Origin of the sequence: Moritella yayanosii (genome assembly GCF_900465055.1) — a bacterium.
In the GTDB taxonomy this organism is placed as follows: Bacteria; Pseudomonadota; Gammaproteobacteria; order Enterobacterales; family Moritellaceae; genus Moritella; species Moritella yayanosii.
Window position 1 is genome coordinate 198,332 of record NZ_LS483250.1, and the last position, 22,337, is coordinate 220,668.

At 41.6% G+C, this 22,337-nt stretch carries 23 protein-coding genes; 10 read left to right on the forward strand and 13 right to left on the reverse strand.

Annotated elements, in window-relative coordinates; all coding sequences use genetic code 11:
- The first annotated feature begins 6 nt into the window (after positions 1-6).
- Genes MORIYA_RS00900 through MORIYA_RS00910 form a run of 3 tightly spaced genes read left to right on the forward strand, consistent with a single transcriptional unit; the run spans position 7 to position 2,409 of the window.
- A complete protein-coding gene (locus tag MORIYA_RS00900; RefSeq protein ID WP_112718356.1) occupies positions 7-468 on the forward strand; it encodes an ApeP family dehydratase in 462 nt (153 codons plus the stop codon).
- Complete coding sequence (fabG, locus tag MORIYA_RS00905) at positions 461-1,186, forward strand: 3-oxoacyl-ACP reductase FabG (RefSeq protein ID WP_112711880.1); 726 nt, start codon at positions 461-463, stop codon at positions 1,184-1,186. Before MORIYA_RS00900 ends, fabG begins: the two co-directional genes overlap by 8 nt.
- On the forward strand, positions 1,186-2,409 hold the full coding sequence (locus tag MORIYA_RS00910; protein ID WP_112711882.1) for a beta-ketoacyl-ACP synthase: 1,224 nt from the start codon (positions 1,186-1,188) through the stop codon (positions 2,407-2,409). Before fabG ends, MORIYA_RS00910 begins: the two co-directional genes overlap by 1 nt.
- A 90-nt stretch (positions 2,410-2,499) precedes the next feature.
- Here the strand turns inward: MORIYA_RS00910 and MORIYA_RS00915 are convergent, their stop codons facing one another.
- The 4 genes from MORIYA_RS00915 to MORIYA_RS00930 form a co-directional block, all read right to left on the reverse strand.
- Positions 2,500-3,006, reverse strand: coding sequence for a glycine cleavage system protein R (locus MORIYA_RS00915; protein WP_112711884.1), 507 nt, complete (start codon positions 3,004-3,006; stop codon positions 2,500-2,502).
- Positions 3,007-3,212: 206 nt separating this feature from the next.
- Positions 3,213-4,304 (reverse strand): FecCD family ABC transporter permease, encoded by a 1,092-nt coding sequence (locus MORIYA_RS00920; RefSeq protein ID WP_112711886.1) that lies wholly within the window; start codon positions 4,302-4,304, stop codon positions 3,213-3,215.
- Entirely contained in the window at positions 4,305-5,261 is a 957-nt protein-coding gene (locus MORIYA_RS00925; protein WP_112711888.1) for an ABC transporter substrate-binding protein, read from the reverse strand. It lies immediately after the preceding gene.
- 25 nt (positions 5,262-5,286) lie between these two features.
- The gene (locus tag MORIYA_RS00930; RefSeq protein WP_112711890.1) at positions 5,287-6,072 is read right to left on the reverse strand and encodes an ABC transporter ATP-binding protein; all 786 of its coding nucleotides are present in this window, start codon (positions 6,070-6,072) and stop codon (positions 5,287-5,289) included.
- Between the two features lie 289 nt (positions 6,073-6,361).
- Here MORIYA_RS00930 and MORIYA_RS00935 point away from each other — a divergent pair, with 289 nt between their 5' ends.
- The 3 genes from MORIYA_RS00935 to MORIYA_RS00945 all read left to right on the forward strand — a co-directional run bounded on the left by MORIYA_RS00935 (position 6,362) and on the right by MORIYA_RS00945 (position 8,131).
- Positions 6,362-7,078: a DNA-3-methyladenine glycosylase I gene (locus MORIYA_RS00935; RefSeq protein ID WP_174216885.1), complete on the forward strand. Its 717-nt coding sequence runs from the start codon at positions 6,362-6,364 to the stop codon at positions 7,076-7,078.
- Positions 7,068-7,589 (forward strand): DUF1439 domain-containing protein, encoded by a 522-nt coding sequence (locus tag MORIYA_RS00940; RefSeq protein WP_112711892.1) that lies wholly within the window; start codon positions 7,068-7,070, stop codon positions 7,587-7,589. The genes MORIYA_RS00935 and MORIYA_RS00940 overlap by 11 nt, the downstream gene beginning before the upstream one ends.
- 143 nt (positions 7,590-7,732) lie before the next feature.
- A complete protein-coding gene (locus MORIYA_RS00945; protein WP_112711894.1) occupies positions 7,733-8,131 on the forward strand; it encodes a hypothetical protein in 399 nt (132 codons plus the stop codon).
- Positions 8,132-8,213: 82 nt separating this feature from the next.
- On the opposite strand, the gene MORIYA_RS00950 is transcribed toward MORIYA_RS00945, so the two are convergent.
- The gene (locus MORIYA_RS00950; RefSeq protein WP_112711896.1) at positions 8,214-10,130 is read right to left on the reverse strand and encodes a methyl-accepting chemotaxis protein; all 1,917 of its coding nucleotides are present in this window, start codon (positions 10,128-10,130) and stop codon (positions 8,214-8,216) included.
- Positions 10,131-10,726: 596 nt separating this feature from the next.
- On the opposite strand from MORIYA_RS00950, the gene MORIYA_RS00955 reads away from it, so the two are divergent.
- Positions 10,727-11,059: a PBPRA1643 family SWIM/SEC-C metal-binding motif protein gene (locus MORIYA_RS00955; RefSeq protein WP_112711898.1), complete on the forward strand. Its 333-nt coding sequence runs from the start codon at positions 10,727-10,729 to the stop codon at positions 11,057-11,059.
- Positions 11,060-11,515: 456 nt separating this feature from the next.
- On the opposite strand, the gene btsR is transcribed toward MORIYA_RS00955, so the two are convergent.
- From btsR to MORIYA_RS00970, 3 genes are all read right to left on the reverse strand, one after another.
- Positions 11,516-12,229, reverse strand: coding sequence for a two-component system response regulator BtsR (gene btsR, locus MORIYA_RS00960; RefSeq protein WP_112711900.1), 714 nt, complete (start codon positions 12,227-12,229; stop codon positions 11,516-11,518).
- Between the two features lie 3 nt (positions 12,230-12,232).
- A complete protein-coding gene (locus MORIYA_RS00965) occupies positions 12,233-13,924 on the reverse strand; it encodes a sensor histidine kinase (RefSeq protein ID WP_112711902.1) in 1,692 nt (563 codons plus the stop codon).
- Between the two features lie 385 nt (positions 13,925-14,309).
- Entirely contained in the window at positions 14,310-14,765 is a 456-nt protein-coding gene (locus tag MORIYA_RS00970) for a GAF domain-containing protein (RefSeq protein WP_112711904.1), read from the reverse strand.
- Between the two features lie 214 nt (positions 14,766-14,979).
- On the opposite strand from MORIYA_RS00970, the gene MORIYA_RS21145 reads away from it, so the two are divergent.
- On the forward strand, positions 14,980-15,138 hold the full coding sequence (locus MORIYA_RS21145) for a hypothetical protein (RefSeq protein WP_232011448.1): 159 nt from the start codon (positions 14,980-14,982) through the stop codon (positions 15,136-15,138).
- Positions 15,139-15,165: 27 nt separating this feature from the next.
- On the opposite strand, the gene MORIYA_RS00980 is transcribed toward MORIYA_RS21145, so the two are convergent.
- From MORIYA_RS00980 to MORIYA_RS00995, 5 genes are all read right to left on the reverse strand, one after another.
- Complete coding sequence (locus MORIYA_RS00980) at positions 15,166-16,218, reverse strand: aldo/keto reductase (RefSeq protein WP_112711906.1); 1,053 nt, start codon at positions 16,216-16,218, stop codon at positions 15,166-15,168.
- A gap of 85 nt (positions 16,219-16,303) precedes the next feature.
- Positions 16,304-16,450 (reverse strand): hypothetical protein, encoded by a 147-nt coding sequence (locus MORIYA_RS21150; protein WP_232011449.1) that lies wholly within the window; start codon positions 16,448-16,450, stop codon positions 16,304-16,306.
- A 53-nt stretch (positions 16,451-16,503) separates the two neighbouring features.
- Positions 16,504-16,917, reverse strand: coding sequence for a hypothetical protein (locus tag MORIYA_RS21155; RefSeq protein WP_232011450.1), 414 nt, complete (start codon positions 16,915-16,917; stop codon positions 16,504-16,506).
- Positions 16,901-17,425, reverse strand: coding sequence for a methylated-DNA--[protein]-cysteine S-methyltransferase (locus MORIYA_RS00990; RefSeq protein ID WP_232011451.1), 525 nt, complete (start codon positions 17,423-17,425; stop codon positions 16,901-16,903). Before MORIYA_RS00990 ends, MORIYA_RS21155 begins: the two co-directional genes overlap by 17 nt.
- Positions 17,426-17,648: 223 nt before the next feature.
- On the reverse strand, positions 17,649-19,160 hold the full coding sequence (locus tag MORIYA_RS00995; protein WP_112711908.1) for a methyl-accepting chemotaxis protein: 1,512 nt from the start codon (positions 19,158-19,160) through the stop codon (positions 17,649-17,651).
- Between the two features lie 691 nt (positions 19,161-19,851).
- Here MORIYA_RS00995 and MORIYA_RS01000 point away from each other — a divergent pair.
- Entirely contained in the window at positions 19,852-21,750 is a 1,899-nt protein-coding gene (locus tag MORIYA_RS01000) for an FTR1 family iron permease (RefSeq protein WP_232011452.1), read from the forward strand.
- A 34-nt stretch (positions 21,751-21,784) separates the two neighbouring features.
- Entirely contained in the window at positions 21,785-22,312 is a 528-nt protein-coding gene (locus tag MORIYA_RS01005; RefSeq protein ID WP_112711910.1) for an iron transporter, read from the forward strand.
- Positions 22,313-22,337 lie beyond the last annotated feature (25 nt).

The window sequence follows — 22,337 nt, forward strand, 5'->3', positions numbered from 1 at the left end:
CCAGTAATGAGAAAATATCCAATAGCGGATGTCTTACCGCATAGCGCACCGATGATCTTAATTGATGAATTGGTGAGTTATGACGACGAAAATGTCAGTTGCCGAGTGACTATCACGCCCACGAACCCTTTCTTTGATAGCGCCAAACAGGGTGTACCAAGTTATGTTGGCTGCGAATATATGGCGCAGACCATTGCGGCTTATGGTGGTGCACATGCACTGGATGAGGCGGGCGAGGTTAAAATTGGCTTTCTGTTAGGTTCGCGTAAATATAACGCCGAAGTTGGGGTATTTAAAGTCGCGCAGACCTTGTTAATCGAAGCAAAAAAACTAATTCAAGACGAATCAGGACTGTGTGTTTTTGATTGCGTCATCAAAGATGAAGACGATGCGGTGCTAGCAAAAGCTAAAATCAATGTATTTCAACCGCAGGATCCAGCACAATTTTTAAAGGATAATCATGAGTAAACGTATTCTAGTAACAGGCTCAAGTCGTGGACTGGGCAAAGCGATCGCACTGCAATTAGCCAAAGACGGTTTTGATATCACGGTGCATTGTCGTTCGGGCGTTGAAGCTGCGCAGGATACTTGTGCTCAGATTGCTGAACTCGGTCAACGCACCAGCTTATTACAGTTTGATGTGTGTGACAGAGCCGCGGCAAAAGCCAACATCGAAGCGGATATCGCTGAACATGGCGCGTATTATGGCGTAGTCTGCAATGCTGGTATTACCCGTGATATGGCATTCCCATCCATGGAAGGCGAAGACTGGGATGACGTGATCCGTACTGGCTTAGACGGTTTTTACAATGTGATCCACCCAACGGTAATGCCAATGGTACGCGCTAAACAAGGCGGTCGTATCGTTACTATGGCATCTGTTTCTGGGATCATGGGTAATCGTGGTCAAGTGAACTACAGCGCGGCCAAAGGCGGTATTATCGCCGCATCAAAAGCGCTATCACTGGAATTAGCAAAACGTAAGATCACCGTAAACAGTGTGGCACCAGGTTTGATTGAATCGGACATGACCCATGATTTACCGCTCGATGAAATCAAAAAAATGATCCCATTAAGACGTATGGGCAAACCAGCAGAAGTGGCGGGTACCGTGTCATTCTTAATGTCGGATTGCGCGGCTTATATTACTCGCCAAGTTATCTCTGTAAACGGCGGACTGATCTAATGAGAAGAGTTGTTATTACTGGTATGTCTGCGATCACCGCGCTTGGTGATGATTGGCCTACGTTTAAAGCTGGATTAGAACAAGGTAAAAATGTCGTTAAAGTGATGCCAGAATGGGATTATCTTGATGGACTTAATACCCGCTTAGCGGCGCCTGTCCTGCATTTTGAAAAACCGGCACACTATAAGCGTAAACAAGTGCGTTCAATGGGGCGTGTATCGTTAATGTCGACCCGGGCAACAGAATTGGCATTAGAACAAGCGCAGTTATTAGACCACCCCGCATTAACCGATGGTCGTACCGGGATCTCGTATGGTTCATCTGTGGGTTCGACTGAGCCACTGATTAATTTTAGCCGGATGATGGACACAGGTAACATGTCAGGTGTTACTGCAACGAGCTACATTCAAACTATGTCACACACAGCGCCAGTAAATGTCGGTATATTCTTCGGTTTGACGGGGCGTGTTATTACCACCAGTTCGGCCTGTACGTCGGGTTCACAAGGCATTGGTTATGCGTATGAAGCGATTAAATTTGGTCGTCAAGACCTGATGGTTGCTGGTGGCGCTGAAGAGTTGTGTATTACCCAAGCGGCGGTATTTGATACCTTGTATGCGACCAGTGTGAAAAATGACACACCTGAGTTAACCCCGCGACCATTTGATACTGATCGTGATGGCTTAGTCATTGGTGAAGGCGCATGTACCTTGATCCTAGAAGAGTTAGAGCATGCCCTTGCGCGTGGCGCCAAGATTTATGCTGAAATTATTGGTTTTGGTTGTAATTCAGATGGTAAGCATGTCACACAGCCAACGGCTGCAACCATGCAAATTGCCATTGAACAAGCGGTGGAAGATGCCAACATTGACATCGCCGAGATCGGTTATGTGTGTGCCCACGGTACCGCAACAGATCGCGGTGATATTGCCGAAACCAACGCCACTGCTGCTGCTTTAGGTAAAAAACCAATCAGCTCATTAAAGAGTTATCTCGGTCATACCCTTGGCGCTTGTGGTGCAATTGAAGCTTGGGCGTCAATCAACATGATGCAGGATAACTGGTTTGCCCCGACACTTAATTTAGACAATATCGCGCCTGAATGTGGCGATCTTGATTATATTCGCGGTGAAGGCCGTGTGATCCACACTGACGTTGTGATGAGCAATAACTTTGCCTTTGGCGGGATTAATACTTCGTTGCTATTTAAACGTTGGTCATAAGTAAATATTCAAAATATAAGCGTTGAATACAAATGCCTGCAGTATTGCAGGCTACTTCATCAAGAGAACCGTCGGCAGCGTTGATGCACCTTAACGGACAACGTCTACGCGCATATTTGTTTCTACCTGTTGTACGCTATCTAGTAATTGCTCAATGTTTATTTCTGTCGGTATATCTAATGCCAATTCAGCGAAAAACATTAATTCTCCGAATTCAGGCACCGCAACTCGATGGTTTTCAATTTGTATTATTTTAATATCAATATCTTCAAGTGTACGGGTTATATCTTTGATTAGGCCTAGCCGATCGGCAGATTCTATCTTCAATTTGATCTGCTTACGTACACTTACAACACATGATTCGTTCGCATCGATGATACGTATCTGCAGGCCTTTCTGAGCGTTAAATTCCTGTTTTAGCTGTTCGGCAGCCGTTGTTGGAATATCTATTTTGATGATACCGACTACTTGCTGTGCTAGGCGAGTAATTTTACTCACTATCCACCTACCGCCGAGATTATGTGTAGCAGCGGCAAGCTGATTCACTAATTGAGGATGATCTTGGCCCGCGATAGTAATTGTAAACTGAGTATTCATGCGTTACTCCTTAATGCTATTACTGCCAGTATATAAAGCGTAGTCGAATATAATGGCAACAGTAAACCAATAATTAACTCTGAATATTACCTTTAAAACTAGCAGGAAAGTACAAAATGTACCGTGACTTAGTTCATATTGTTTATCAATCTTCAATGCGGCGTTGAATGGTATTTTAACCGGATATTAAACTTGAACGATTGAGCTTATTTTTTTGCCATCAGATAAACAAAAAAACCACCACCAATGACGGATGTTACTATGCCAACCGGTAAGTCTTGTGGTGCTATTAATGTTCGGCCTAGGGCATCCGCCCAAACTAGCAACAAAGCACCGACCAACGCACTAACGGGTAATACTTTGTTGTTATCTGCACCGACAAAGATCCGCACGATATGAGGTACCATTAAACCAACAAAGCCGATCGCACCACTAAAGGCTACCATGGTTCCCGTAACTAAAGCGCATAATAAGAAGACCATAAAGCGCAGTCCATTGACGTTAATGCCCAGTGTGATTGCCGTTTCATCACCCGCCATGATGGCATTAAGTGAATTAGCCCAGGACAGCATAATGGGCAATGCTAAACACAATGCGATAAGCGGATAAATAAGTTGCGACCATTGCGCGGCACCTAAGCCACCTAACATCCAAAATAACGCTGACCCCGCTATCCTTTGATCGCCAACAAAGATCAAATAATTAGTGACCGACATCAGCATGAAATGGATAGCAACACCGCTTAAAATGAGTTTTTGTTGTGACAATGATTGCCCTTGTTTGGCGAGGTATAGCACCATTAACATTGATATTAATGCGCCGATAAATGCGGCTACCGGGATACTCAGAATATTGTTAAAGGGCGCAATAAAAATATCAGCATGTGAAATAACTAATACCGCCCCAAGTGAAGCACCTGCCGAAGCACCAAACAGGTAAGGGTCAGCCATTGGGTTACGCGTTACAGCCTGCAAACAAGTGCCAACCAAGGCTAAACCTGCCCCAACGAGTACTGCCAGTAAAATACGCGGTAAACGAATAAACCAAACAATAGATTCTTGTCCCTTGTTCCAAATGACGGGCATACTATCGGGTATTAATTTATTGGTTATAATCGAGATGATCGTTTGTATCTTTAGATCGCTCGAGCCGAATGTAGTACTGACTACGATAGACATAAATAACATAAAGCTTAAGGTGAGTAATATCCACGCTAGCTTTATTACGCGTTTATCTTGGCATTGATTATGCTGCTGTAATTTTGGGCTTATCGCGTTGTTACAAGGTTGATTGTTCATTTATTTAAAACGCTCTGGATGTAAGTCTCGGGCTAATTTATCAATCGCATCGATATTTTCGATGCCTGGTGTCGCGGCGGTATAATCGATAATAGTAAAACGATTTTGTTGTACCGCAGTCAAGTTTGCGGTGATAGGAAAGCGTTTTAAGAATGCAATGTTGTCTTCAGCTTTGGAGCTATTATAGTTAATTATAACGATGTGTTCAGGGTTTGCATCAATAACAGACTCCCAGCTAACGGTCCCCCAGCTAATGGCTAAATCACTGAGAATATTAACCCCACCGGCGGCTTCAATAATGGCATTTGGCGTGGCTAATTTACCGGCTGTAAATGGTTTGTCGATGCCACTGTCATAAACAAATACCGTAGTTTTATCAACACCATTTAATTGTGCTTGGATCACTGATAAGCGCTGTTTAAAAGATGAAATTAATGCCTCAGCCTTGGCTTCAATCGCAAATATCTTACCCAACGCCCTAATATCGTAAAATGTATCGTCTAAGCTGGCATCAACCTTGTTTTGTACGTGGGCACAAGACTCTTTAATCAGGTAAGTTTTAATGCCAAATTGAGCTAATGATTTAGGTGTCGTCGGACCGCCTACAGGCATACCGTAATTCCAGCCGGAAAAGAAGAAATCAGCCTCGATATTAAGTAAATTTTCAACTGAGGGCTGTTTTACCGCTATTTCGGGTAAACCTGTAATTTGTGCGGCGAGTGTGGGTGATATTGTGTTGTATGCTGTGACGCCGGAATAAGCGACCATATTGTCTTTGAGTCCTAGAGCCACCATAATATTGAGCATATTAATATCATTAGCAACGGCTCGGGTGGGGACGTTAGGGTAATCCACCATGTGACCGCATACGTCAATAGATACGGCAGCCCCAGCGATGGATGGCATGAGTAGAGCAATTATTCCAATTTTTTTTAAATGCGCGTTAAATTTGTTCATAGTTAATTCTTTTTATTAGAGATGTTTAATAAGAGGTAGCAGACGATTTAACCGGCGCTATATAACGAATGTCAGGTATATTGTTATGACTGTGCTGACGAACAATAGCGTCCATTGAAAAATAGCGCAGTAATGTATGCTCGGTTAGTACTTGATTTGGTGAACCTTGCAGCACTATTTCACCATCATCTATTAGGTATAAATGATCGCAATAACGTGCCGCGATGTTTAAATCATGCAAGGTACACAACACCGAAATACCAAGTGATGCGATAAGATCGAGCAATTCATATTGATAATGAATATCTAAATGGTTTGTTGGTTCATCCAAAATAAGCAGTTGTGGTTGTTGCACCAAGGCCCGCGCTAATAAACAACGTTGTTTTTCGCCACCTGACAGGAGATCGAAACATTGGTTTTGGTGGGCTGTTAAATTGACTTTATGTAACGCGTCATCAATACGGTGTTGGTATGTGGTGGACTTTGAAAATAACCCTTGATGGGGGGTTAATCCCATCGCGATGACTTCTTTAACGGTGAAGCCAAATTCAGCAGGTATTTCTTGTAATACGACAGCAACATGTTGAGCAACGTGTTTTGCAGATAAGGTATGTATATCTACTTGATTTAATAAAACCTGACCTGAGTCTGGCTGGTAACGGCGATAAGCACAACGTAATAATGATGACTTACCAGAACCATTAGCGCCGATCAAACCGACAAACTGACCGGGTTTAACAGTCATATTTATATTTTTTAAAATGGCTTTATGGGTAACAGACCAATTAAGTTGATTAATCTGCAGGTGCATAAGCTCTCCAATAATAATTAAAGGCAGTGAATTGTTATTCCAAGTAAGTGCTACTTGGAAATGTCATGTGATAGTGGGTAAACTATAAGAATCAATATGCCGAAAATTTTCTATCATCGACGTTTATCACTAAGTGTATTGAACAATAAAGTGATAAATTATGCAAGTTAAGTTAATCATTAAGAGGTAGTAAGGGTGTATTGCAAACGCATCTTTCTTTTCAGCATTGCGAGTTGGATTAAAATTGCGATAAACTAACGGCATATATCAATACAGGCGATAAAGAGTAATGGAATCATTCGACAAGATATACAGCCGAGCTGCGGAACGAAAGGGTGGAGATCTGGCGTTAGCGTATTTATTATCGCAACCACTGACAAATGCAGAGCTTATTAATGTAAAGGACAGCGATGTGTTGGCTGAGTTTACCCGGGCCATATTTAAATCAGGCTTTGTATGGCGGATTATTGAAATTAAGTGGGCTGGCTTTGAAGAGGTATTCTGGGGTTTTGATATCGAAAAACTGATTCTAATGCCCGATGATATGCTAGAGCGTAAAGCGGCCGATACTAAAATTATTCGCAACTATACCAAGGTCAAAACTGTGCGTGATAATGCGCTGTGGTTAAAAGAGATCTGTGATGAATATGGATCTGTGGCGAAATGGTTAGCACAATGGCCAGCCGATGATGTGGTGGGTTTGTGGCAATACATGAAAAAACACGGCAGCCGTTTAGGTGGTAATACCGGTCCGTATGCATTACGCCGGTTAGGTAAAGATACCTTTATTTTGAGCAGTGATGTGGAAGCTTATTTCCGTGGTCATCAGCTTATCGATGGCGGTTTAATGACCAAACGTAGCTTAACCACGATCCAAAATGCCTTTAATCAATGGCAACAGGAATCAGGTTATAGTTTACAAGAATTGAGCCAAATTATCGCTTATTCTGTGGGTGATAATCGCGTTGGATTTAGTGCTAACACAGAGCGTAAAAATGATGAATAAGTTAATATTAATGGTATTTGTAATCTGCGCATCGATATTACCTGCACAGGCATTCACGGTTAAATTTAGTGAAGCCGAGTTGCAAGAAAAAGTCGCTAAGGTGATGCCGCTAGTAAAGAAAACGTCTTTTATGGCGGTTGAGTTAACTAATCCGATTGTCAAATTAGCAAAAGATAAAAATCAAATTGAATTACAACTCAACGTTAAGTTAGAAATGGCGGGATTAGAAAAGCGTGGTTATGCGCGTTTGACGGGGTCACTGAGCTATCAAGCTGAAGATGCTGCATTCTATGTCACCAATATGCAAGTGCATGAGGTTAAGATTGACGGTATACCTGATTTTTTTACCCCGCAAGTGATTAAAATAGCAGAACAAGTTGTTAATTCTGTCCTAGATCAAATGCCAATCTACAAGCTTAAAGATGACTTAACCCAAACTATGGTTAAAGCCGTATTAGAGACCATTGAGGTGCGTAACAAAACCTTGTTCGCGACCCTAAAAATAATTTAATATTTATTTAGTATAATTACATAATAAGATTGAGATCTAGGTCACATTTAAGTATTATCCCTATCGAGGTATTTGAGGTTTGCTGATGAGCAAAGTACCAGCTGTTATCGAGAATCTGATTTCTAAAGTAAGGATATTTTATATTGACAATTCAACAGTCCACACAGGATCGTAATCGCCATCGTTCTGAACTGAACGATGGCAATATTCAACAGGTTAACTGTAAGGGTGACAAGATAGAAAATATTGGTCAACTGTTAATGCATTTAGGCATGGATAATATAAAGAACAAGTGTGACGATTGTGATGTTAAAATCCGTCACGCTTGTTTAGAAAAACAAAGTCAGTCAGACAAACTGCTTAGCGTTAAGCAGTTAAATGATAATACCCTGAACGAACACCTGTTAACTGTACATCAATATCCTGAGCCGAACTTGTTCCAGACTAAATGGCCTTGCGACATCAAACGAAAAGTCGAGAGTAAACTTATTTTAAGTCGTTTTTTCGCCAGTGTATTGGTGGTGGCGATGACCTTACACTAGAATGATGCCATCGTTGCCGTTTGTTATCTGAATAATAAGCCCGTATTACCGGGCTTATTGAGTTCAGACAACCTGGTCGTTGTTATAATTTAAACACCCCAACCATGTCGCCAAGACGGACTGACAAATCACGCAGCTCGTGACTTGATTTAGCTAACCCTTCAGCAGTATCCGCAGTACACTGCGTTATCTCATTAATCTCGACAATATTTTGGTTTATTTCATTCACCACCGTAGATTGTTCTTCCGTTGCCGTTGCAACTTGGGTGTTCATGTCTGAGATCAGGCCAATACGCTCGCTAATAGAGACCAAGGCTGCCGAGGTCTCTGTTGTCGCAATAGTCCCCTGTGTGGTTAACTCACTGCTTCTCTGCATCGCCACGACGGCACTGCTCGCTTCATTTTGTAAGTTATCAATCATGGTTTGAATTTCGTTGGTCGATTGCGCAGTACGACTGGCCAAATTACGTACCTCATCGGCCACCACTGCGAAACCACGCCCTTGTTCACCCGCACGCGCGGCTTCAATTGCTGCGTTTAAAGCAAGCAGGTTGGTTTGCGCCGAAATACTGCTGATCTCTTCTAAAATACTGCCAATCGCTTGCGTATTCTTGGCCAATGAATCGATGACCTGGCTCACCTCTCCGACATCACCAGCAAGTTGATTAATAACATCACTGGCTTTTGTTACAACCTGCTGACCGTCTTTGGTTTCTGTTTCTGCATTCTGGGCTTCAATGGCGGCGGCTGATGCATTATTGGCGATCTCATTCACCGTGGCGCCCATTTCATTGATCGCAGTGACCACCAGGAAGGTGCGGTCGCGTTGTTCATGGCTATTATCTAAGGTTATCTGTGCTTGGCTAGCAACCTCTGCAGCGGCCTGTTGGAGTGCTTCACCAGTGCGTGATACTTCTTGCATGGCATTGTGGATCTTAGTAATAAAACTGTTAAAACCTAATGATAATTGCGCAATCTCATCTTGGCCATGTATTTCAATACGCTGGCGTAGGTCGCCGTCACCATTACCAAGTTCCGAAAACACGGTCGCGATACGTTCAATTGGGCGAGTAATATTGTTACCTAACCAAATTGCGATAAACGTAAAGATCAGGGCAATAGCCAATGTCCATAGCATGATCTTGTTATTGGCTTGCGATAAGCTGGCGAATGCTTCCTCGGTTGGTAATTCAGCAACCACATACCAATCCATTGATGGAATATAACTACTGGCAATTAATGTGGCATGATCCGAAACGGTCGTTTCCGTCAGATTGAACGCCGTTTTTTTTAGTAGGGTCGTGGCCAGTTGATTATTATATAGCTGGCTTAAGCTGGTATTTCCCATAAGCGCATTGTTATTATGTAGACGGATCATGCCTGCCGCGTCCACCAGATAAACAAAACCGCTCTGCTCTAGCTTAAATTGATTGATAAAGTCGACCATTTCATCGAGGGATTTGGACAGGCCAGACATGCCTTGCCCATTACGTTGCTGGTAGTTAATAAAGAGTTTCATTTCACCGTTACTTTCCCTAAATACACTCACAGACTGCTGTTTATTACTGTTGGTAAAGTCGAAAAACCAGCCATCTTGTTGACGATTGAGCTGACGTAAAAAACCGTTTTGATTCCAGTAGTCACCGGTTATACGGTTAGCAAAGGAAGCATCAATAAGCTGATATTGGTTTTTTACATCGTTAAGCACTTGCACGAGCTGAGCTTCTTGCGCAGTGGTACGTTCAGTTTGCAATAATTCAAGCATAAACCGGTTGCTCGCCAGTTGCTGGGCAGCCTGCTGCAAGGTTGATATCTCTTTATCAATTTGATTGCGGATCTGCATTAACTTTGCCGGCAGTTCAGATGTGGTTAAGCGAGTTTCGATAACTTCCCTGGCTAAATTTTGGCTAACGAACCCAACGAGTAGGGTGGCGGTAATGACGGCACTAATCATCGTGACGATCAGTTTTTGTTTAATACTAAATTGACTGAAATTCATTCGGGTGTTGTCCTCGCCTATCGATAAGGCAATACAAGTGTAAAAAGGTCTAATAATTAACCTATTAATTAAATAAATGGTTATTATTTTTTACGTTGTCAGTTTATTTAACAAATTAGCGGCTGAAATTGAGAAACCTTTAGTTATATCCGACATTCCGCACCCCTAAATAGATATTATTACTAGTGATATAGGTCACAATCAGTAAGGTTGAGGTTATTATGTATTGAATATCAGCAAGTTTCCATGCCATATTGATATGTTGTCTTTCTTCTAAGCTATTGATTGGGTGGTGCGTTGTTTAAATTTCATATTACATTCTTATTCACACTTAAAAATCTATCATGGTCAAAAAACGTATCTTTCACGAACGTGTAGCTAACTCCTTCGAAAGAATTGCCAAAACCACGTGCGGAATGTCGGTTATATAGACTAAAATCACTTTAAAATGCACAATCAGCATCTTGAAATAACTTGGGAATAAGTTATTTTTGTAAGTCTTTTTCATTAATTAAGCCACTGGGTATTTAAACAATGGCATTTTTATAGTATAAGAGCGGGTTGAATTAAGAATATCCCAAAACTAGGAACTACAGATGTCTAAAATGTTTTTCAAAGGTCGTATCGACGCGAGACTAAATCACGTTAAAGTTGGCTATAGCACTAAGCGTGATGTCAAACTTGGAACTGAAGAGTTACCTTTAAACTTAATAGTGCAAACGGTAGAACGTCAAACTGAAATTGAAGCGATTTTAGCGGATACAAAATTGGTTGTGAACATTGAAGTAAATGCAGACACAGAAGAAAATATCCGTGATTTAGACGGTATATTAAATAAGCCAAAAACAACGGTAGTCGAAAAAACACCGAAACGTAATGATCCTTGCTCATGTGGTAGTGGTAAAAAATACAAAAAATGTTGTGCTTAATTTATTTTAACCATAAAAAATTTAATATTTAAACTATTTATTATTAAGCCCTTAATTATTTGATTAAGGGCTTTTTTTATCTATATTACTTAATCTGCGTAATGACCGCTGGTATTCATTGCTGGCTGATGTTACCGGTAACGTTAGCCACTTAACTTGCCATATCGCCGCTGACTTAATCAATACTATTAATATGGTTTTATGTTACTAAAATCACGTGCATATAAATAAGGAGATCTATATGAGTTTGTTGTATTTTTTTTGGTGGCTTACCGCTATCAACTAAATTCGTACAGCACTGTTGCTGACAAGGATGCAAAGAAGATTGGATATAAATCAGCCTGGCAGGGATGAAAATAAGTACTTCTACACTTAAGTAATGTTTCTTTATATTCAGTCTTTAGCATAAAAATAGCCTTACTCACTCTAGTGGTAAGGCTATTTTTTTGTGTCAGTTTAGATAATGCCTAAGCTTTGTTTTAACAGTTTTAAATAACGGCGGCTAACGGGTAGGGTTTGACCACTGTTAGTTATGATCTCGGCTAAACCATTATCCAATAATTGGATCTCTTTAATGGCTTTTAGATTAACCAGATATTGACGATGACAGCGGATCAGCGGCGTTTTTTCTTCTAACACTTTCAATGTTAACTGACTAGTCGCTTCTTGCTGGCCGGTATTTATGTATACACCGGTCAATCCGCTGTGTGCAAACTCAATATCTTGGGTGGCGATAATCAAAATACGATTGTGACCAATACAAGGCACACGCTCTAAATATTCGAGTGTTATGGCGTTATAATTTGGCTGTTGTGTTGATTTGACCAAACGCTCAACGGTTTTTTGTAAGCGGGCTGGATCAATCGGTTTAAGCAGATAGTCAAACGCATTTTCTTCGAACGCCTGTACGGCATATTGATCATAAGCCGTTGAAAATACCACTTTAGGCATGGTATCTGTATTCAACATCGACAGCATTTCGATGCCGGTTATTTGTGGCATCTGAATATCTAAAAATATAATGTCAGGTTTAAATTTATTAATTAATTGTAAGCCTTCGATTGCATTTTCTGCTTGTTGAATTACCTGAACTAGTTTGGTTTCATGTAATAATTCGATTAACTCTTCACGCGCATATTGTTCGTCGTCAATGACGATGGCATTAAGCATGAGTTAGTGTTCCTTATCCGTTGTTATCGCGCTGGTTGGTAGCAAAAAGGATACTTGGGTCAGCTTATTTTTGGTCGTTGAAATCTGTAAACTGGAGTGCTTATTAAAGTGATTAATCAGTCTCTTATCTACTATTTTAAGTCCTAAACCCGTGTTTTCTTTTTTGCTGGTGACAAATGTACCGGCATTATCGGTGACAAAAATACGTGGACCCTCAGGTGTGTTTTGACTGTATATCTCTACTTTACCCGCACTCAGCATGGTTGAAATACCGTGCTTAATCGCATTTTCAATGAGGGGTTGCAGGGTAAAGCTAGGCAGTTTGATATCCATCAATTCAGGGGCAATATCAATGCTAACGCTAAGACGATTAGTGAGTCGTGCTTGTTCTATGGTCAGATAAGCATTCACATGAGATAACTCTTCGCGCAAGCTAACCGATTCAATGTTCTGCTTTAGATTTTTGCGGAAAAACTGGGCAAGATGTTGGATCAACATCCGCGCTTTATCGGGCTCGCGGCGCGTAACGGCACTGATAGTGGTTAATGCATTAAACAGAAAATGCGGGTTAACTTGCGCGTGTAATAATTTCAGTTCAGCTTGTGTTAACAGGGTTTGCTGCTGTTGGTAATGGCCCAGTAATATCTGACTAGACAGGAGTTGGGCGATACCTTCTGCCATTGATATATTGATGTTAGACAGGAGTTTCCGGCGTGGTTCGTATAACTTAATTGTGCCTACAACTTTATTATCACCATTACGTAACGGTAAGATAAATGCTGAACCGAGTCGACATTTGTCATCAATTGGGCATTGATAAGTATTGGTTTTACTGTTCAAATCTATGATGCGATTCTCATCGATAGCTTGCTGAATATAGCTAGAAATAGGGACATTGACATGATGATGTTGTTCGCCGATGCCAATAAAGGCCAAAATATTGTTGGTATCCGTGATCGCGATGGCGCCGACATTGGTTTCTTCATAAATAATGCGCGCAATGGTCTGGGCACTTTCAGTATTTAGTCCTTGACTGAGAATACCGACACTACGATTAGCAATTCTAAGTGCGCGTTGTGAAAAGGCGGTTGAGTATTTTTCAAAAATAGATTTTCTATCTTCAATGATACTCATGAATAATACTGCGCCTATGGTATTTGCCGTGATCATTGGTAGTGCGGCCACACTCACCAGTGCATAGGCTTGCTCATAGGGTTTTGCAACAACCAACAGTATCGCCATTTGTGTCAGTTCGGAAAATAACGTCACCAGAAAAATAACGTGTGGTTTAAATATGTAGTGGATCGTATTCTTGCGTAATAAATAGACATGTAACAAACCACCAATTAAGCCTTCAACTGATGTCGAAATGGCACAGGCAAGGTCGGTAAAACCACCCATAAAGTAGCGATGTATTCCACCAGTCATACCGACTGCTAACCCGACAACCGGACCACCAAATAGACCGCCCATTACAGCACCGATTGCGCGCGTATTAACTATCGCATCGCCATATTGCAGACCAAAATAACTGCCCATAATACAAAACATTGAGAATATTAAATAACAGCTAAGCTTATGCTCCCAACGTGAGGAGATATTCAATAATGGTATGAAAAGGGGGGTTTTGCTGAGCAGATAAGCCAACACAAGGTAGACACACATTTGTTGTAATAGAGAGGGGATCAAATCCATCATGACATCTCAAATTTATTTATGTATAACAAACAGTAACGCCATTTTTGTAAAGTTATCTGTTTAACATTAATGGGCTAAATGCGCTGTTTATTTATGAATTAATCAGCATACACACACTAACCAAAAAAACCTATTAAATATAAGCGTTTAGGTTGTTTTCAGTGCGTATTCGAGTGAAAAATAACTGTTCGCTTAAATCAGGAACAGTTTTGTATCGCCTAAAATGAGTAATGTGAGTATTTTCAATAATATATCTGGAAGGGGGGGGATAATGAGTTATTTAATGTGTTCTGCTGGTTAGCATAGATTGATCAACTTTATTCGGGAACGAAGTCTGGTGGGAATGGTGAGCCGCACATTAATATGCTGCTCATTTATATTATTAGAATGCTAATTCGATATCTGTCTTTAATTGTACTAACTCACTGCATACCGATGGTGAGCCTTCATTAAAATCAAAGGTCTTATCGTTTAACGCGCAGATCGTACCGACAACTACGCCTTGACTGACTAACGGAAAACCCAGGTAAACACCTAAGTTAAACTTTACATAATCTTCGTTACCTTTCCATTCATCATCAATACTGGCATCTGGAATAAACACTGGCTGCGCCGTATCAACCACACGTTCGCAATACAGTTCGTGACAACCTGATTGTCTACTTTTGGGGCCACAATCACCGACATGGTAAATAGGCTGTTCATTCGCCACGACAACTTCCATGGTATCGGGTTTTGACTCCATAATCAGGATGGAGTGTAAGCCTGAATGCTCCGCGAGCGTATTAAGGCGCGCTTGCCACTCAGAAAATGACTGTTTGATGTTAACAAATGGCATATTTAATTCCTTATATCCTTATTTGGAGTTATCGCTAATTATACGTTTTAAGGGTGATATTTTAGTAGACTAGGTCTCACTTTTACAAACGAGACAGTAAATAAATGTCTACTTCAAGTCCATTAAGATATTCAGTGTTAACCTTACATTAGCAGCAGTTGTTGGTTGTAGCAATACTGCGGTTGACGTTACGTAATGAACAGCATTGATTGCGATGCATGAACTAACTAGTTTAGTCGAACAAGCCATATTGAAAAACCCAAGTTTGCAACAAACCGCGATTGCGCTGCAAATTGCTTATGCACAACGTGGTGTGACCACAAGTGGCCGCAGCCAGTATTTTGCGGTAATGAACAAGTTGGGCATAAAGTGACTGTGGACTTTATACCCCTGAATGAGACTAAAACGGTGCAGGAAAGCGTTTAAACACCGATGCTATATCCGCTAATGCTTGTGGTGTTAACGGCGTTGCAAAGGCGCTGATGTTTTCTGTTAGTTGCGGCAGTGTTGTCGCGCCAATAATCGTCGACGTGACACCATCAACTTGATCGCACCAGGCTAGGGCTAATTGCGCAGGTGTGATGCCATGTTGGTGGGCGATGTCAACATAGTCAGCTGTCGCTAAGTGCACGTTGTCAGTGTTTCTGTATAATTTATTGGGTTGCGAGAAAGTCCAGCGGCTGCCTTCCGGTCGCGCCTCGTTCAAGTATTTTCCCGTTAATAATCCCGTTGCCAATGGCGACCAAGGTAAATAGGCGATATCTTCATGCACACAATTTTCGATTAAATACGGCCAGTCTTTAGCGTGCAACAAACTGAATTCATTTTGAATCGATACCATGCGTGGCAGGTCATATTGCTCACTGAGTTTAAGGTAGGTATTAATTCCCCACGTCGTATCATCAGACAGACCACAAAAGCGGATCTTGCCGGCGACTACACAACGTTTTAACCCTTGTAAGATATCGAGCATTTGCGCGGTATGATCGGCCGTATTGATGTCACTAAAACGGATCTTGTTAGGGTTATGCTGATTAAAATGCGGGTTAGGGCGGTTTGGCCAGTGCAACTGAAACAAGTCGATATAACTGGTCTGCAAACGCTTTAATGAGGCATCGACAGCTTGTACGATAGCATCTCCAGTAATGGGATCGCCATTGCGTACCCAAGATAGCCCCGGACCTGCAATTTTAGTCGCTAAGACGATGTCTTTACGGCGCTGCGGGTTTGCCGCTAGCCAATTGCCGATAATGGTTTCTGTTTTACCGTAGGTATCAGCGGATGGCGGCACTGCATACATCTCTGCGGTATCGATAAAGTTCACGCCCTGTGACAGTGCGTAGTCAATTTGTTGGTTGGCGTCTTGCTGGTTGTTCTGAAATCCCCACGTCATGCTGCCTAGGCAGACTCGTGATACAGACAAACCGCTACTACCGAGTATTGAAAATTGCATTGTCATCCTTATGCTACTTGTTCTTTTTCATCATTATATGTTAAGGCAATACTAACAAACATTTGTTCACAATTAATCAATGCTTCTACCACGGCTGGGTCGAAATGACTGCCATCCCGACTTTACCTATGTCATGTAGTGGCGCTGATTTATAGAATAATTCAACACTATCATTGGTCAGATAATCGCGGTATTTAACGTGGTCCTGCAATTGAATGGCCAAAGCGCGCACATATTCTTGGGTACGTAAAATATGGCCGCCGGTTTCATTGTCACGGGCTTCTGCTAATGCCGATAGTCCAACGATAGCGACATCACGGGTTTGTATGACATCGTCTTTACTTTCAGCCAGCTATTGAGCATCTCATTGGTGTAATATGCAATAATGCTCAGCTCACCTTGGTGTGAAACCGGTACTCGGGCAGTCAGGTCGCCATTTGCCGCCGCAATCAATACCCGTTGCTGATTATCTAATAATAGCCGGAATAGCAGCAACCAGTGATACATGATAGTGCAGGTATAAATAATGAGTACCACAGCAACAAACACAAATGCTTTGATGATACGGACGAGCGTCCCTAAACAACCAATACCCAACAGCACCTTCAAACTACTTTCGATTGGAAAGTCATAGTAAGCGATATACCAATTCGCAAGCGCGACTGCACCTAGGATAAATATACTAATTGCGTTGTTCAAGCGACAACAATTGTTGCTTCAACTCTAATCCGTAAGCATAACCAACTAGCTTGTTATTGGCACCAATCACCCGATGGCAAGGAATTATAATCGGGATTGGATTTCTGTTATTGGCCATGCCAACAGCCCTTGACGCGTTGGGATTGCCCAGACCTGCCGCAATGTCTTTATAACGACGCGTTTCCCCATACGGTATTTTGATTAATTGTTGCCAAGCATGGCGCTGAAATACTGTGCCTGCAGGGTTCAATTTCAGATCAAATTTTTGTCGCTTATTATTAAAGTATTCACGTAATTGCTGCTTGGCATCATTGAAAAATGTACTGGAATGCATCCATTCGGCAATAATATTGATCTCTTTGCTGCCGTTATCAATCATTAGTTGGGTGATACCTTCTTCATTACCGACCAAAATAAGATGAGACTCTTGTTCACCAGTGGCAGAGGTGTAGGAGACGATGAATTTATCGTAATACATAAAGGTTGACAACTTAAATGGTAGGATCATAGATACCTAAAGTTTAATTTAAATTAACAACATTTGTTGTTACCTAGGTCTGATTAATTACACTTAAATAGCGTTGTCGTGAGCTCACGGAAATCGATGCAACCATCGATAGGTTATTGAATCGATCTATACAGTATGTTATTTTTATTTATCGCTTGAGTTAACTTTTGCATCGTATTCGCCCTGTTCAAACCGAATATCAGGTTAATACGGCTAACTTATTTTAACCTTCTGGCATAAATGTTTTCGCCAAGTTACTGATATTATTCACATCTATTTTTAGTTCATCCATTTGCGTAACGACGGTTTCGGTATGCTGCCAGTTACGTTCTGCGCCTTGTTTAATTTCGATGACATGATGATTAATTTCATTGGATACGATACTTTGCTGTTCAGCTGCGGTAGCAATTTGCATTGACAGATCGGCCATAGCCTGCATTTTTTCATGGATGATCGCAATCGCCCGATCGGATTGTTCCGCGTGAGCCACACAGTTATCAGCATTGTCTTTATTCTTTTTCATCATCACTAACCAGTCACTGATAGTCTCCAGCATGGCGGATAAACTGGTGTGGATATGAACGGCGGTTCCTTGGGTGCGTGATGATAAGGTACGAACTTCATCGGCCACCACGGCAAAGCCCCGGCCTTGCTCACCGGCTCTGGCGGCTTCAATGGCGGCGTTTAAGGCGAGCAGGTTAGTTTGATCGGCAATCGACTGAATGTCGGCCATTAACTGCCCCACATTCTGCGCTTCCCTATTTAATTTATCGGCGGCGGCGGAGGCTTGCTCTACATCATCGGCCAGTATTTTAATTTCTGCTGTGGTGGTATTAATGCTGGTTTGTGCAGTTTCACATAAGTCAAATGTGGCGTTGATCTCTTCAGAGGTTGCGACGCTGTTTGTGACAATTTGTTCTGTTGATGCCAGCATTTGCGACATCGCGGTGCTGACTTCGGTTAATTCTTGTTGTTGTGTCTCCAGATTTGCTCTGATTTGCTCGGTACCTGCTGACACAGTTTGTATAATCTTTTGGATCGGTTTTGTTGAATCTAAGGTGCGTTCTAAAATGGCTTTGATCTTGGTTTTAAGTAAGCCCATGTTGAAATCAAATACGCTGGCGGTGCCTTTACCGAAGTATACCTGACGACTGACACTGTCAAATGTGGATTGCATCTGCTGGGCTTTCTGCGCCATTGGGATAATATCTTGCCAGAATACTATCATGGGTGTGAGCGCGGCGACCGCCGCTATGATAGCGGTTGTTAGGCCCAAATAGGTGAAGATAAAAATTTGGGCGGTGAAGCTGAGCAGGGTTAAAAATGCGAATTTTTGTACGCGGGTAAATTCGAATAAAAAGCGTTTGCCGTTCAGGTTTTTATAGATGTTGCTGGCACGGCTGATTAATTGCGGTGTTGCCAGTGCGCTGACTGCCTGATGGCCGGTTATTTTGCCATTTTCAAATTGCGGGGTGATAAAACTATCGAGCCATACGGTCTGACCATTTTTTTGGGCTTTGGGGAGGATGCCCTGCCAAGAATAACCTTGTGCTAAGGTTTTTTTAATTTCCTCTTGGACTGATTTCGGCATGACCTGCGAATCAAGTTCCCGACTGTCTTTGCCCTGCAATTCTTCTTGAGAGTAGCCCAACGCGTTACAGAAATCGTCGTTTACATGGGTATATTCACCGTTACAGTTTGTTAACGAAATGAGTTGAGAGGATATATTTGCCATTTTATGTCTCGTGAAAATGTAAAAAGTTAGTTAAATAAATTGACTAGGAAAGTAAAAATAACACTGAAATTACAATTAGTCATCTGATAGTTTCGATTAATGCGAAGGCTGTTCATTGTGGTGGGGATTTACAAGATTACGGTGTGTTTTTAGGCAGATATCTGGGTATGTTCAGATTAGCAAGGGATTCTTAATTGTTGGGGTTATGTTGTTACAGTGTGATGTTCGTCATTCTTTAACCTGTCTCGCGGGAGTGGGCAGCGTGTGGTGGCTGTTAGCTGTAGTTGATCTAGATCAATGATTGACTAACTATTTAGGGGTAGTTAATTGGTGGTGTGTAATGTTTTAAAGCACTTTTTTCAATACTTTTTTTCAGCACGTCAGAGTAAGTCGGACAACTTTATTACTGCCGGGATGTTTTTATTCCGTCAGGAATGTAATCCATTAAGACATTGAAATATATGATTAAAAATCTTATTTAATTCTCTAGCTATGGCTGCTCCGGGTGTTATTTAACTGGTCATTTAAGCGATTAAATAACCGTTTTTAGTTTGAATTTTATACATTCACACCCTCTGGGACATATCGAAACGCCTTCATAGTGACCTTTGTGTAGCGTAAATAACTATTGTAATGATAATTACTAGCGTTTAAATTTAGTCATCTGTTGCTCATCGTGTGGGATATATTTTTGAAAACAATACAGGTTATGGTTGCCGCACTTACTGTCGTTGTTGCTGCTTTTATGTCTGTTAATGTGCAGGCTGCGCCGGATTATCAATTATTGGTTGATGATATTACTGCTCGTCTGGAACAAACTCAGACGCTTTATCAGCAAGGTCAGATCACGGACGCTAAACGCAAAGTTCAAATGGCGTATTTTGAAGTGTTTGAGAATTTGGAAGGTCCGATCAGGATCAATTATTCCGCGGATAAAAGTTATCAGCTAGAGAGTAAATTTGGTCTCATCCGTAAATTAATATCGCAACAGGCTCCTCTCATTCAAGTTGCAAATGAAATTGCAGATTTAAAACACGAATTATCATCCCTCCCGGAACTGCTGAGTAGCGGACATCAAATTATTGCGGAAAGTCGATATGATTTAAATGACCAAATTGCACCCTATTGGTTAGCTCAGATTGAATTAATTGATGAACGCTTAGGGATGGCGGTGGTTGCCTATAAAGCCAAACAGTATGATAAAACGCGCATCTTTGTACAGCAAGCGCAATATGAAGGTTACAAAAACTCAGAACTGGAAACGTATCTGGGCATCGAAGTGAGTAATGCTGAATCTTCCGCTTTTAATCGCCGCTTTAAACTGCTGATGGATCTGTCAACAACAGATGATCAACTGATTGAATTTGGTTATCAAACATCGAATTTGGTGTTGGAATTAAACGATCTCCTGCCCGGATTAAAAGTGCCGCAAAGCCAGCAAACGCAAGAAATTACAACAACGGATAAAGCGACCGACTGGGAGCAGGTTAAAGGCGATATTCTGCGCTCATTTGACCGCGTGTTAGCACTGCATGAACAGGGTCAATATCAAGATGCCATTTTTGCGACTCAAGATACTTATTTTGACCTCTTTGAGGCCAGTGATATGGAAGCTAAGATCGGGGCGCGTGATGTTAATTTTAAAGCTGAATTAGAAAGTTATTTTACCAAGATTGTCAGTTTAATTAAGGCGCATAAACCCCGCGCCATGATTGAAGATGAAGTGGATAAGCTCAGCATCGGATTAACGCAAGCGGTTAGATTATTAAGCGAGGAGAATCAAACGCCCTGGTCACTCTTTCTCTATAGTGTGATGATCATTGTTCGGGAAGGTTTGGAAGCCATTTTGGTGGTCACGGCGATTGTTGCCTACCTGGTTAAAAACAAGCATGACGATAAGCTGCACATAGTTAAAAATAGTGTGTTTGTGGCACTGTTAGCCAGTGCCGTCACGGCTGTTATCTTTAAGTTTGCGCTGGATAATTCCGGCGCCAGTCAGGAGATCCTAGAAGGGATCACCATGCTGATTGCATCTCTTGTTTTATTCTCAGTGAGTTACTGGCTGATTGCCAAAGCGGAAGCCTCCAGATGGAAAGCCTATATTGACGGCAAATTAAGTAAGTCATTAACAACCGGGTCAATTATAGGTTTATGGTTTGCCAGTTTCTTATCTGTGTATCGTGAAGGTGCCGAAACGGCGCTGTTTTATTATGCCTTGATTGCGGATGCACAGCACGCTGGGTATTTCATGATCGCGGCCGGTTTTGCTGTCGGTTGCGTGATCCTGGGTATAGCGTATCTGTTAATTCGCTATACCGTGGTGAAATTACCGCTACGCCCATTCTTTATTTGCACTGGCGGGTTGCTGTATTTAATGGCATTCGTCTTCGCCGGCAAAGGCATGCTGGAATTAATTGAAGGCAAGCTATTCCAGCCAATATTAATAAGTGAATTCCCACAAATTACGGTACTGGGCATATTCCCTTATGTAGAAACCCTGATCCCACAAGTTATTATTGTTATGGCTGCGCTACTTGCGCTCTGGTCGTTAAAATATAACAAGATAAAACAATCGGATACAACTAGTTAATCATTTTTTTAGTTATTTATTATAGGAGATAAAAATGGTGAATACCCATTTAATTAAAACAATAGTCGGTGGCGCGTTAATCGTAGCATCAAGTCAAGCCATGGCATTTCAGGAATATCCGGCGGGCGAACCAGTTGATATGAACAACATGGAAATTGCTGCGGTGTATTTACAGCCGATTTTAATGGAACCGCGTGGTATGGGATTAGCACCATCTCTCGCCGACATCCACTTAGAAGCCGACATTCACGCCACTAAAGGTAATAAAAATGGTTTCGGTGTTGGTCAGTGGATCCCTTATTTGACGATTGAGTATACGCTAACGAACAATGATACCGGTAAAAAGCAGACCGGTACCTTTATGCCGATGATCGCCTCTGACGGTACGCATTATGGTGCCAACGTCAAAATGATGGGAATCGGTAACTATACGGTTGTTTATCATATTGATCCACCATCAAAAGCTGGTCTTTATCGTCATACCGATAAAGAAACTGGGGTTGGTCGTTGGTGGAAAGCATTTGACGTGAAATATGATTTCAAATATGTAGGGTTGAAATAACCGGTTTCGCTAAGTAGAGTGCCCA

Bases quoted from the DNA above. Each gene is read 5' to 3' on its own strand.
- MORIYA_RS00925 (WP_112711888.1), bottom strand. From the start codon at position 5,261: ATGAACAAATTTAACGCGCATTTAAAAAAAATTGGAATAATTGCTCTA.
- MORIYA_RS00900 (WP_112718356.1), top strand. From the start codon at position 7: ATGAGAAAATATCCAATAGCGGATGTCTTACCGCATAGCGCACCGATG.
- MORIYA_RS00980 (WP_112711906.1), bottom strand. From the start codon at position 16,218: ATGCAATTTTCAATACTCGGTAGTAGCGGTTTGTCTGTATCACGAGTC.
- fabG (WP_112711880.1), top strand. From the start codon at position 461: ATGAGTAAACGTATTCTAGTAACAGGCTCAAGTCGTGGACTGGGCAAA.
- MORIYA_RS00915 (WP_112711884.1), bottom strand. From the start codon at position 3,006: ATGAATACTCAGTTTACAATTACTATCGCGGGCCAAGATCATCCTCAA.
- MORIYA_RS00910 (WP_112711882.1), top strand. From the start codon at position 1,186: ATGAGAAGAGTTGTTATTACTGGTATGTCTGCGATCACCGCGCTTGGT.
- MORIYA_RS00965 (WP_112711902.1), bottom strand. From the start codon at position 13,924: ATGGATTTGATCCCCTCTCTATTACAACAAATGTGTGTCTACCTTGTG.
- MORIYA_RS00995 (WP_112711908.1), bottom strand. From the start codon at position 19,160: ATGGCAAATATATCCTCTCAACTCATTTCGTTAACAAACTGTAACGGT.
- MORIYA_RS01005 (WP_112711910.1), top strand. From the start codon at position 21,785: ATGGTGAATACCCATTTAATTAAAACAATAGTCGGTGGCGCGTTAATC.
- MORIYA_RS00970 (WP_112711904.1), bottom strand. From the start codon at position 14,765: ATGCCATTTGTTAACATCAAACAGTCATTTTCTGAGTGGCAAGCGCGC.
- MORIYA_RS00930 (WP_112711890.1), bottom strand. From the start codon at position 6,072: ATGCACCTGCAGATTAATCAACTTAATTGGTCTGTTACCCATAAAGCC.
- MORIYA_RS00940 (WP_112711892.1), top strand. From the start codon at position 7,068: ATGATGAATAAGTTAATATTAATGGTATTTGTAATCTGCGCATCGATA.
- MORIYA_RS00920 (WP_112711886.1), bottom strand. From the start codon at position 4,304: ATGAACAATCAACCTTGTAACAACGCGATAAGCCCAAAATTACAGCAG.
- MORIYA_RS00950 (WP_112711896.1), bottom strand. From the start codon at position 10,130: ATGAATTTCAGTCAATTTAGTATTAAACAAAAACTGATCGTCACGATG.
- MORIYA_RS00955 (WP_112711898.1), top strand. From the start codon at position 10,727: ATGTCTAAAATGTTTTTCAAAGGTCGTATCGACGCGAGACTAAATCAC.
- MORIYA_RS00990 (WP_232011451.1), bottom strand. From the start codon at position 17,425: ATGATCCTACCATTTAAGTTGTCAACCTTTATGTATTACGATAAATTC.
- btsR (WP_112711900.1), bottom strand. From the start codon at position 12,229: ATGCTTAATGCCATCGTCATTGACGACGAACAATATGCGCGTGAAGAG.
- MORIYA_RS21145 (WP_232011448.1), top strand. From the start codon at position 14,980: ATGCATGAACTAACTAGTTTAGTCGAACAAGCCATATTGAAAAACCCA.
- MORIYA_RS00935 (WP_174216885.1), top strand. From the start codon at position 6,362: ATGGAATCATTCGACAAGATATACAGCCGAGCTGCGGAACGAAAGGGT.